The organism is Geminicoccus sp. (assembly GCF_035556675.1).
In the GTDB taxonomy this organism is placed as follows: domain Bacteria; phylum Pseudomonadota; class Alphaproteobacteria; order Geminicoccales; family Geminicoccaceae; genus Geminicoccus.
The window spans coordinates 1-11,041 of sequence record NZ_DATMFZ010000072.1 but is presented as its reverse complement, the minus strand read 5'-3'; the positions used below and the strand labels follow the sequence as shown (position 1 = coordinate 11,041).

The 11,041-nt window shown below is 68.6% G+C and carries 12 protein-coding genes; 10 read left to right on the top strand and 2 right to left on the bottom strand.

The features are described 5' to 3' along the window. The 6 genes from VNS22_RS05805 to mscL form a co-directional block, all read left to right on the top strand. A partial coding sequence (locus VNS22_RS05805) for an aminotransferase class I/II-fold pyridoxal phosphate-dependent enzyme (protein WP_325730521.1) occupies positions 1-475 on the top strand: 475 nt, incomplete at its 5' end. Between the two features lie 111 nt (positions 476-586). Next, on the top strand, positions 587-1,327 hold the full coding sequence (locus tag VNS22_RS05800; RefSeq protein ID WP_325730519.1) for an ATP-binding cassette domain-containing protein: 741 nt from the start codon (positions 587-589) through the stop codon (positions 1,325-1,327). A gap of 12 nt (positions 1,328-1,339) precedes the next feature. Further along, positions 1,340-2,368, top strand: coding sequence for an ABC transporter permease (locus tag VNS22_RS05795; RefSeq protein ID WP_325730517.1), 1,029 nt, complete (start codon positions 1,340-1,342; stop codon positions 2,366-2,368). A gap of 68 nt (positions 2,369-2,436) precedes the next feature. Beyond that, positions 2,437-3,447, top strand: a complete 1,011-nt coding sequence (locus VNS22_RS05790; protein ID WP_325730515.1) for a sugar-binding protein — start codon at positions 2,437-2,439, stop codon at positions 3,445-3,447. Between the two features lie 108 nt (positions 3,448-3,555). Beyond that, entirely contained in the window at positions 3,556-4,434 is an 879-nt protein-coding gene (locus VNS22_RS05785; protein ID WP_325730513.1) for an aldose 1-epimerase, read from the top strand. A 67-nt stretch (positions 4,435-4,501) separates the two neighbouring features. Next, on the top strand, positions 4,502-4,942 hold the full coding sequence (gene mscL, locus VNS22_RS05780; protein ID WP_349261715.1) for a large conductance mechanosensitive channel protein MscL: 441 nt from the start codon (positions 4,502-4,504) through the stop codon (positions 4,940-4,942). 52 nt (positions 4,943-4,994) lie between these two features. Here mscL and VNS22_RS05775 read toward each other — a convergent pair whose 3' ends face one another. Then, positions 4,995-5,498: a SixA phosphatase family protein gene (locus tag VNS22_RS05775; RefSeq protein WP_325730509.1), complete on the bottom strand. Its 504-nt coding sequence runs from the start codon at positions 5,496-5,498 to the stop codon at positions 4,995-4,997. A 125-nt stretch (positions 5,499-5,623) separates the two neighbouring features. Here VNS22_RS05775 and VNS22_RS05770 point away from each other — a divergent pair, with 125 nt between their 5' ends. Both VNS22_RS05770 and VNS22_RS05765 read left to right on the top strand, forming a co-directional pair. Next, a complete protein-coding gene (locus VNS22_RS05770; protein ID WP_325730507.1) occupies positions 5,624-7,801 on the top strand; it encodes an RNA degradosome polyphosphate kinase in 2,178 nt (725 codons plus the stop codon). Next, positions 7,798-9,324 (top strand): Ppx/GppA phosphatase family protein, encoded by a 1,527-nt coding sequence (locus tag VNS22_RS05765; RefSeq protein ID WP_325730505.1) that lies wholly within the window; start codon positions 7,798-7,800, stop codon positions 9,322-9,324. The genes VNS22_RS05770 and VNS22_RS05765 overlap by 4 nt, the downstream gene beginning before the upstream one ends. Before the next feature lie 30 nt (positions 9,325-9,354). On the opposite strand, the gene VNS22_RS05760 is transcribed toward VNS22_RS05765, so the two are convergent. Then, positions 9,355-9,720, bottom strand: coding sequence for a phosphomannose isomerase type II C-terminal cupin domain (locus tag VNS22_RS05760; RefSeq protein WP_325730503.1), 366 nt, complete (start codon positions 9,718-9,720; stop codon positions 9,355-9,357). Positions 9,721-9,963: 243 nt separating this feature from the next. Here VNS22_RS05760 and VNS22_RS05755 point away from each other — a divergent pair, with 243 nt between their 5' ends. Together VNS22_RS05755 and VNS22_RS05750 are read left to right on the top strand one after the other, a co-directional pair. Further along, positions 9,964-10,503, top strand: a complete 540-nt coding sequence (locus tag VNS22_RS05755; RefSeq protein WP_325730501.1) for a flavin reductase family protein — start codon at positions 9,964-9,966, stop codon at positions 10,501-10,503. After that, positions 10,500-11,041 (top strand): P1 family peptidase (locus VNS22_RS05750; protein ID WP_325730499.1); only part of this gene is annotated, 542 nt, incomplete at its 3' end. The genes VNS22_RS05755 and VNS22_RS05750, both read left to right, overlap by 4 nt.

Sequence of the window (11,041 nt, the reverse complement as noted above, 5' to 3'; positions counted from 1 at the left end):
GCTCTCCAAGTCCCATGCGATGACCGGCTGGCGGGTCGGCTGGACGATCGGGCCGAAGCGCGCCATCGCCACCATCCACGACCTGGCGCTCGCCATGCTCTACGGCCTGCCCGACTTCATCCAGGACGCCGCCACCGTGGCGCTGGCCGAACCCCATCCGGAGCTGGCGGAGCATCGCCAGCGCTACCGGGCACGGCGCGACCGCTTCTGCGCCGCGCTGGCAGATGCGCCCGGCCTGATCGTCCGGCGCCCGGCCGGCGGGATGTTCGTGATGGTCGACGTGCAGGGCACCGGCCTGGACCCCGACAGCTTCGCCCGCCGCCTCCTGGCCGAGGCGGGAGTCTCGGTGCTTTCCGGCGATGCGTTCGGCGGCCCGGCGGCCGGCCATGTCCGGGTCAGCCTGACCGTGCCCGACCCGGAACTGGACGAGGCCGCCCGCCGCATCTGCCGGTTCGCCGCCAGTCTCGCGACGTAACAGGGTAACAGGTACGATTAATCTGACTTTACGCGAAAAGGTGCCCGTGTATGGTCTTCCTCAATGAAGCCGGCTCGCACGATCGGGCCGCCAGAGGGAGGTCGGAACGGGATGGCGCTGCTCGAACTGCGCGACATCAGCAAGCATTTCGGCGCGATCGAGGCACTGCGCGGGGTCGACTTGGACCTGGAGCGCGGCGAGGTCGTGGGGCTGATGGGCGACAACGGTGCGGGCAAGTCCACCCTGGTCAAATGCATCGCAGGCAACTTCCGGCCGAGCACCGGCGAGATCCGGCTGGATGGCGAGGTCCAGCACTTCCACAAGCCCGCCGATGCGCGCGAGCGTGGCGTCGAGGTGGTCTATCAGGACCTGGCGCTCTGCAACAACCTGACCGCGGCTGAGAACGTGTTCCTGGGCCGGGAGCCCAAGAAGTCGTACGGGCCGTTCAAGTTCCTGGACTATGCGCAGATGTATGCGCGCGCCGGCGAGATCTTCGCTGAGCTCAAGTCGGAGACCCGCCCGCGCGACTTGGTCAAGCGGATGTCCGGTGGCCAGCGCCAAGCGGTGGCGATCGCCCGGACCAGGCTGAAAGACGCCAAGGTCGTGCTGATGGACGAGCCGACCGCCGCGATCTCGGTCCGCCAGGTCAAGGAGGTGCTCGATCTGATCCTGCGCCTGCGTGACAAGGGCATGGCCGTGGTCCTGATCAGCCACCGCATGCCCGACGTGTTCACGGTCTGCGACCGGGTCGTGGTGATGCGCCGCGGCACCAAGGTCGCCGACAAGGCGATCGCCGACAGCTCGCCGGAAGAGGTCACCGGCCTCATCACCGGTGCCATCCGCGCAGCCTGAGGCGAGGGCAACATGGCCGACAGCACCCAGCACCCTGCCACCGTCCAGGACTTCGCCCGGATCGACGAGGTCACGACACTCAAGGAGCGCAGCCTCGCCCAGAAGATCTTCGCCAGCCAGCCCTTCTGGGTGACGATCGCCCTGATCCTGATCTGCCTGGTCATGAACTGGGTGGAGCCTACCTTCCTCACCAGCGGCAACCTGTACAACATCACCCGCAACTTCGCCTTCATCGGCATCATGGCGCTCGGCATGACCGCGGTGATCCTGACCGGCGGGATCGACCTGTCGGTGGGCTCGGTGATGGGCCTGGTGGGCGTGGTCTGCGGGCTGCTCCTGCAGGCGGAGAGCCACTGGCTGGTCGCGGTGCTGGCGGGGCTCGCCACGGGTGCGCTCGCCGGTGCGGTCAACGGCGTGCTGATCGCCTATCTGCGCCTGCCGCCCTTCGTGGTGACGCTCGGCATGCTGTCGGTGGCGCGCTCGCTGGCGGTGGTGCTGTCACAGAACAAGATGATCTACGAGTTCGGCCCCTATGCCGACCAGTTCAACTGGATCGGCGGCGGCCAGGTCCTGGGCATCTCCAATCCGGTCTGGATGCTGGTGCTGCTGACGGCCGTGTTCGGCCTGGTCTTCAACTTCAGCGCCTGGGGCCGCTATCTCTATGCCATCGGCGGCAACGAGAACGCCGCGCGCCTGACCGGCGTGCCGGTCGACCGGATCAAGCTGCAGGCCTATGTGGTGGCCGGCCTGACCGCCGGCATCGCCGCGGTCATGATCGTCGGCTGGCAGGGCTCCGCGATCAACGCACTGGGCACCGGCTACGAGTTGCGCGTGATCGCGTCGACCGTGATCGGCGGTGCCAACCTGATGGGCGGCGAGGGCGGCGCCTATGGCGCCTTCGTCGGCGCGGCGCTCATCGAGGTGATTCGCAACGCCCTGCTGATGGCCGGCGTGGACAGCAACTGGCAGGGCACCTTCGTCGGTGTCTTCATCGTTCTGGCGGTTCTGCTCGAGCGGATCCGCGGGAAGAAGTCGGACTAGAAGGGGCGGGTCCGGCCCGGGATGGCTTCATCCCGGTCACAAAGCCCGGTTCAGGGAGGTCGAGACCCATGAGGAAGCTGTTGTTGGCTGGCATCGCCACCGCGGTGGTGGGTGCGTTCGGAACGGCCGGCGCCCAGGCACAGGAGAGCTACACCTTCGCGCTGGTGCCCAAGGGAATGAACATCCCGTTCTTCGACTTCGCGCGCGACGGCTGCATGAAGGCCCAGGAGGAATCCGGCGGCAAGCTGACCTGCGAATATATCGGCCCCGGCGAGCATGGCGGCGGCGACGAGCAGGTCGCGATCGTCAACGACCTGATCGCGCGCGGCGTCGACGGCATCGCGGTCTCGCCGTCCAACGCCGCGGCGATGGGCCGGGCGCTGGCCGCCGCCAAGGATGCCGGCATCCCGGTGCTGACCTGGGATTCCGACATCCTGGAGAAGGACAAGGCCAACCGCCTAGCCTATATCGGCACCTACAACTACGACATCGGCGTGAACCTGGCCAAGCTCGTGCAGGGCATCAAGCCGAACGGCGGCACGATCTGCATCCAGTCCGGCGGTGCGGCCGCCGCCAACCACAACGAGCGCATGCAGGGCATCCGCGACACGCTCTCCGGCACCAAGTCGGCGGCAGCGCCCGGCGAGCGGCTGACCGGCCAGGGCGGCTGGACCGAGGTGGAAGGCTGCCCGCTCTACACCGACGACGACCTGCCGCGCTCGGTGCAGCAGTTGGAGGACATCCTCGCCAAGTTCGACAACCTGGACGCCTTCGTGCCGACCGGCGGCTTCCCGCAGTTCGTGCCCAACGCCTACGAGGCGGTGGTCACCAAGTACAAGGACAAGCTCGACAAGAAGGAGCTAGCCTTGGTGGTCGCCGACACGCTGCCGGTCCAGATGGAACTCCTGAAGAAGGGCCTCTCGCTCGGCCAAGTCGGCCAGCGGCCGTTCGAGATGGGCTATGAGACCATGAATGCACTCCTGAAGATCAAGGAGGGCGGCGATCCGCCGAAGGATCCGACCTATACCGGCCTGGACGTCTGCACGCCCGAGAATGCCGATACCTGCCTTGGTCAGTAAGGTCGCGCCCGCCTAGCGGAGGCTCGTTTCACGTCGTAGTCCAGCGAGCGCCGCCGGCAATGGTCCGGCGGCGCTCGTCGCGTCTCAGGCCCGAGAAATGGGTGCGCCATGGTCGAAGCTCCGCTCGTCACCCTGCGCCATGGCAGCCTTGAGCTGGTGGTGGACCCTGCCGGGGGTGGGGCGATCCGCAGCCTCCGCGACGGCGGCTTCGACCTCCTGCGTGCCAGCCGGGGCGACCTGCGCGACCCGATCGCCCATGCCTCCTTCCCGCTGGTGCCGTTCGCCGGCCGGATCCAGCACGGCCGCTTCAGCTTCGAGGGCCAGGACTACCAGCTCCCGCTGAACTTCCTGCCCGAGCCCCACGCGATCCACGGCGATGGCTGGATGGGCTCCTGGACGGTCGCGAGCCAGGACGAAACCAGTGCCGCCATGGTGTTCCACCACGAGCATCGCTGGGTGCCGTTCCGCTACCGCGCCTGGCAGCGATTCCAGCTGACGGACGGCACGCTGCGGGTCGAGATCGGCGTGCGCAACACCGGCGAGCGCGCCATGCCGTTCGGCATCGGCCACCACCCCTATCTGGACCGCCATTCCGGCGCCACGATCCAGGCAGAGGTCGATTCCGTCTGGCTCACCGATGCCACCAAGGTCTCGACCGAGCGGGTGCCGGTCCCGCCATGGGCCGACTTCCGCGCGGAGCGCAAGGTGGACGAACTGGCCCTGGATCACATCTTCGCCGGCTTCACCGGTGCCGCCACGGTGCGCTGGCCGAACGAGGGGCGCGGCCTGCGCATCGCCGGTGACCCGGTCCTGAACCATCTGATCGTCTACATCCCGCCGGGCGAGGATCATTTCTGCGTCGAGCCGATCAGCCATGCCGGCAACGCGGTGAACATGCCCGGCCGCAACGACACCGGCACCCACGTCCTGGCACCCGGCGAGGAGCTGGTCGGGACGATGACGCTCACGTCATTACCGCTGAATTGACCGCTGCAGGTCGCCCGTTCATCCTGACCTTGTCTTGCGACAGGACCAGGGAGAGCGGCAGATGTCGATGCTGCAGGAATTCAAGGAATTCGCGCTCAAGGGCAACGTCGTCGACTTGGCGGTCGGCATCATCATCGGCGCCGCCTTCACCGCCATCGTCAGTTCCCTGGTCGACGACGTGATCATGCCGCCGCTGGGCGTGCTCCTGGGCGGCATCGACTTCTCCGACAAATACATCCAGCTCACCAACTGGGACCAATCCTATCCCAGCCTCGCCGCCGCCCGCGACGCCGGCACGGCCGTGATCGCCTACGGCAACTTCATCAACGCCGTGATCAAGTTCCTGATCGTCGCCTTCGCGCTGTTCATCGTCATCAAGCAGGTGAACAACATCAAGCGCCTGACCGAGCGCAAGGTCACCGAGGAACCGAAGGCGCCCGAGGTGCCGGCCGACGTGGCCCTGCTGACCGAGATCCGGGACCTGCTCAAGGGCCGCACGGCAGCCTGAGCATTCGTCGCGGCCACCGGCACTGCCGGGCGAGACCAGGCCGTCCGCCCGCTCAGCCCAATTCGCGCAGCCGCACGAACGCCACTAGCCTGCCCGTCCCGGCCTCCAGCTCGGCAAAGCGCCCGGCCGGCAGCTCGATCACCGCCAGCGCTGCGGTCGGGAACTTGCGGTCCAGCTCCCGGTCGACGCCGGTGCCGACCAGGTCCAGCGCCAGCTCTTGGATGCCCGGGTCGTGGCCGACCAGGAGGATGCTGCCCCCGCCCGGCTGGGTCTGGAGCACGGACAGGAGCGTCCCGGCGGTCGCCTCGTAGATCTGCGGCACCGGCTCGATCCGCCGCTCCAGCCCCGCCCCCTCCAGGAACAGCTTGGCCGTCTCGGCCGCCCGGCGGGCCGTCGAGGCGATCACCAGGTCGGGGAGCCAGCCTTCGCGCCTGGCATGGCGCCCCATGGCGGGTGCGGCGCGCAGGCCCCGCGGCGCCAGCCCGCGCTCGTGGTCGGCCAGGTCCGGCTCGTCCCAGCGCGACTTGGCATGGCGCAGCAACAGAACCGTCACCATGGTCGGTCAGACCCGTTCTTGCCGAGCCGGACGGCCATGTGTACGCCCATTTCCTTGGGAGGAACGGCCTGGCGGGAACAACGAGGCGCGATCACGGCTGGAGCCTTCTGGGTGGAGAGGTCGGTATGGACGAGAATGTCGCGACGGTCACGAGCGAGATCCCGCCGCTCGTCACCGACGAGGGAGCCAGCCCGTTCCGGGTCGGCCCCGAGGACCTGATCAACCGCGAGCTGTCCTGGCTGGCCTTCAACGAGCGGGTCCTGGCCGAGGCTTTCAACCCGCAGCATCCGCTCCTGGAGCGGCTGCGCTTCCTCTCGATCTCCGCCTCCAACCTCGACGAGTTCTACATGGTGCGCGTCGCCGGCCTGAAGGGGCTGGTGGCCGCCGGGGTGCGCTCGCCCTCCGACGACGGCCGTACTCCCGAGGAGCAGCTCGAAGCCATCCATGCGCGGGTCTCCTCGCTGATGGACGACCAGCAGCGTGCCTGGCGCGAGCTGACCATCATGCTGCGCGCCGAGAACGTCGTGGTCTGCGACGTAGACGAGCTGACCGAGGTCGACCTCGCCTGGTTCACCGAGCGGCTGTTCCCCGAATTGTCCAGCGTGCTCACCCCGATCGCGATCGATCCGGCCCATCCCTTCCCGTTCGTGCCGAACCTGGGTCTCGGCATCGTGCTCCAGCTGGCAAGGCGCCGTGGCGAGAACCTAGTGAGCCTCCTGGTCCTGCCGAACCATCTGGACCGCTTCGTTCGTCTGCCCGGCGCCACAGTCCGCTTCGTGCGGCTGGAGCAGCTCGTGGTGCGCTTCTTCGACAAGCTGTTCCCCGGCTTCGAGGTCCAGAGCTTCGGCCATTTCCGCGTGATCCGCGACAGCGACATCGAGCTGGAGGAGGAAGCTGAGGATCTGGTCCGGCAGTGGGAGACGGCACTCAAGCGCCGGCGGCGCGGCTCGGTGATCCGGCTGACCATGGACACCACCATGCCGGACGAGCTGAAGCGCTTCCTGCTCGACCATCTGCATGTCTCGTCCTCGGAGCTTCTGGAGCTGAACGGCCTCCTGGGCCTGGATGCCGCCAAGCAGATCGTGAACTGCGGGCGCAACGACCTGCTGTTCACCCCCTATACGCCGCGCTTCCCCGAGCGGATCCGCGACTATGGCGGCGACTGCTTCGCTGCGATCCGCGCCAAGGACCTGATCGTCCACCACCCGTACGAGAGCTTCGAGGTCGTCCTGCAGTTCCTGGCCCAGGCGGCGCTCGACCCGAACGTGGTGGCGATCAAGCAGACGCTCTACCGAACCAGCGAGGACAGCCCGATCGTCAAGGCGCTGGTCGAGGCCGCCGAGAGCGGCAAGTCGGTGACTGCGCTGGTCGAGCTCAAGGCCCGGTTCGACGAGGACCGCAACATCCGCCTGGCGCGGCGCCTGGAGCGGGCCGGCGTCCAGGTCGTGTTCGGCTTCATCAACCTGAAGGTCCACGCCAAGGTCTCGATGGTGGTCCGCCGGGAAGGCGGCGAGTTCGCGACCTATGTCCATTTCGGCACCGGCAACTATCACCCGGTCACCGCCAAGATCTACACCGACTTCTCCTTCTTCACCTGCGACCCGGCGCTGGGACGCGACGCGGCGCGCGCGTTCCATTTCATGACCGGCTATGTCGAGCCCACCGGCCTGGAGAAGATCGGTGTCGCCCCCTACTCGCTGCGCACCAAGCTGATGGAGAACATCGAGGCCGAGATCCAGCACGCCAAAGCCGGGCGCAAAGCCGCGATCTGGGCGAAGATGAACTCGATCGTCGACAAGGGCATCATCGCGGCGCTCTACCGCGCGTCCAAGGCCGGCGTGCAGATCGACCTCGTGGTCCGCGGCATCTGCTGCCTGCGGCCGGGCGTGCCGGGCCTGTCGGAGAACATCCGGGTCAAGAGCCTGGTCGGGCGCTTTCTTGAGCACGCCCGAGTGGTTTGCTTCGGCAACGGCCATGGCCTGCCGTCCAAGCAGGCCATGGTGTTCATCAGCTCGGCCGACTGGATGGGCCGCAACCTCGACCGCCGGGTCGAGACGCTGGTGCCGATCGAGAACGACACGGTGCACCAGCAGGTCATGTCGCAGGTGATGGTGGCGAACCTGAAGGACACGGCCGGAAGCTGGCTGCTCGAGCCGGACGGCACCTACACGCGGATCCAGCCGGAAGGTGAGCCGTTCTCTGCCCACAAATACTTCATGACCAATCCCAGCCTGTCCGGCCGGGGCAGCGCCATGCGCAAGAAGGGAACCACCCGCGTGTCGATCGCCCGCACCGATACATGAACGCTCTGGCCCCGGTACCCCATCTCCTGGCGCAGACCGGCCAGGGCGGCGACCGCCCGGTCGCCGTGGTCGACATCGGCTCGAACTCCGTACGTCTCGTGGTCTATGACCGGATCTCGCGCACGCCGGTGGTGCGCTTCAACGAGAAGGTGATGTGCGCGCTGGGCAAGGGGCTGGAACGCACCGGCCAGCTCAGCCCGGCGGGCGTGCAGAGCGCCATCCGCACGCTGGCGCGGTTTGGCCAGCTCGCCCGGGCGATGCGGGTGGCCGCCCTGGACGTCTGCGCCACCGAGGCGTCGCGCTCGGCCAGCAACGGCCAGGAATTCATTCGCCAGGCGGAAGAGGCGGTGGGCGTGCCCATCACTATCCTCTCCGGCCAGGAGGAGGCCTACTTCACCGCACTGGGCGTGCGCGCCGGCTTCCATCGCCCGGAAGGCCTGGTGGTCGATCTGGGCGGCGGCAGCCTGGAGTTCGCCCGGATCCATGCCGGCCGCCCCGGAGAGAGCATCAGCCTGCCGCTCGGCACGCTGCGCTTAGGGGACCGCTTCGCCGGCGACATGGCGGCGGCAAGGCGCCATGTCGACGCCATGCTGCACGGCATCGCCGCATTCCTGGAGGACACGGTCGGCGAGGACCTGTTCATCGTGGGCGGCGGCTGGCGGGCGATCGCACGGGTGCGCCTCGCCTTGCAGAGCGGGCCGCTGCGGGTCTTGCACGGCTTCGCCATGCCGCGCGCCGAGGCGCAGGCGTTCGCCAAGGAACTCGGCCGCTACGACACGGCCGCCCTGGCCGACCTGCCGGGCGTGCCCAAGCGCCGGATCGAGACCTTCACTCAGGCCCTGGTGCTGTTCGAGCGGGTGGTGCGCGCGACCAGACCGCGCCAGGCGGTGTTCTCTGCGTTCGGCCTGCGCGAGGGCCGCCTGATCCGCCATCTGGCCGATACCGAGATCGACCAGGACCCGCTCCTGGTCGAGGCGGTGGAGGTCGGGCGGACCTGGAACCGCGACCCCGCCATGGGCGAAGCCCTGGTCCGCTGGACCGACAGCCTGTTCCCCCACGAGGAACTGCACGACCGGCGCCTGCGGGAGGCCGCCTGCCATCTGGCCGACATCGGCTGGCGCGACCATCCCGATGCGCGTGCGCACATGATCCTGATGGCGCTGAGCCAGATGCCGCTCCTGGCGCTGGACCATGCCGAGCGCGCCCGCCTGGCCTATGCGCTCTACATCCGCCATGATGGCCCACCCGGCGACCCGGCGTTGGCGTCGGTCCTGTCCCTGGTCAGCCCTAGAGAGCGGATCTGGGCAGAGCGGCTCGGCCGCGCCCTCACCCTGGGCTTCCGCCTCTCCGGTGCCGTCGCCGAGATCCTGAACCGCGCCTATGTCCGCCAGGAGCGCAAGAGCCTGGTCCTGGGCCTGCCCGCCGACGGCTCCATGCCGTTCGGCGACGTGGTCGACCAGCGCCTGCGGGCGCTCGCCCGCGCGCTGGGGGTGGCGAAGACAGAGGTGGTGGAGGGTGGATGATGACGCGGCGGCACGGCCGCCGCGCTGGGGTCAGCTCCGCCCGTACACGTCCTCCAGCCGCTCGATGTCGTTCTCGTCCAGGTTCTCGCCGATCTGGACCTCGATGATGACGAGGTCGACGTCGCCGATATTCTCCATGCGGTGCACGCAGCCGAGCGGCAGGTACACGGCCTGGCCGGTGATCAGCACCAGGCTGTCCTCGTCGCGGGTGACCCGGACCTTGCCCTGGCCGACCACCCAGTGCTCGGCCCGGTGCTTGTGCCGCTGCAGGGACAGTTTCGCGCCGGGCTTCACCGTGATGCGCTTCACCGCATGGGTGGCCCCGGTATCCAGCACCTCCCAGCGCCCCCAGGGCCGCTCGTCGCTCTCGCCCCGCTGATAGCGAACCACTGCCATCGCCTTCCACCTTCTCGAACCGCGGCGACCCCCGGCCGCCGCCATTGCTCCACGATACGCTTGTGCCGTTACCACGGCGAATGGGCGGAGGAACCGGTCGCCGTCAACGCCAGCAGCGCTCGCCCGTCCCGCGTTGCATCGCCGCCACCGGCTCCGGTGCACGAAGTCGTCGTCGCTTTCCCCGGACTGCGCTAAGACACGCTTCATGAGCAAGATCGACCTGCCCGTTTCCAGGCGTCCCGGATGAGCAGCCAGCTCCTTGCCGCTGATCTCCGGGACCAGTTCGAGGGCGCGATGCACCGTGTCGCGTCGAGCGTTTCCGTGGTGACCACGGACGGTGATGCCGGCCGGTTCGGCGTCACCGTCAGCGCCATGACTGCCGTGTCGTCGGCACCGCCCATGCTCCTGGTCTGCGTCCCGAGAGACAACCCGCTGGCCAGCGCGCTGCTCGCCAACGGCGCATTCGCGGTCAACGTGCTGGCGGCCGACCAGGTCGAGGTCGCCGCCTGCTTCTCCGGCAAGCCGCTCCAGGGCCGCCCCTACGAGTTCCGGGCCGGCCAGTGGCGCGAGATGCCGGCAACGGCACCGGTCCTGGTCGGTGCCGCGGCCAGCTTCACCTGCACGCTGCTGGAAGCGCACGAGGGGGGGACCCACTCGATCTTCATCGGCGCGGTGGGCGATGCCGAGATCGGTGCCGGCGAGCCACTGCTCTACGGCAACCGCCTGTACGGCCGGCACACTGTGTTCGAGCCGGGCCGGGTCCATCTCTGCGGCAATGCATGAGCACCGACCCGCACCGGCCGCGCCGCGCCCGTGAACTGGGGCTGGTCCGCTCCGGCACGCCGGGCCCCCGCAACCTCGTCACCGACGTGCCGGGCGTCGCGGTCGGCCTGACCACGCTGGCCCGGCCGAACGAGGGCGTGCGCACCGGCGTCACCGCCCTGCTGCCGCGGCCCACTGCCGAGCTGCTGACACCCTGGTGGGCCGGCATCGCGGTCCTGAACGGCAATGGCGAGATGACTGGGTCGCACTGGATCCAGGACGCCGGCTGGAGCCAGGGGCCAATCCTCATCACCAACACGGCCGCAGTCGGCATCGCCCATCATGCCGTGGTCGGCTGGATGGTCGACCGCTTCGCCGACCGGGTGCAGGCCGAGCATCTTTGGCTGCTGCCGGTGGTGGCCGAGACCTATGACGGCGTGCTGAACGACATTTTCGGCCGCCACGTCACCGAGAGGCATGTCCGCGCCGCCCTGGACGGTGCGGGGTCCGGGCCGTTCCCCCTGGGCGCGGTGGGCGGCGGCACCGGCATGATCGCCTA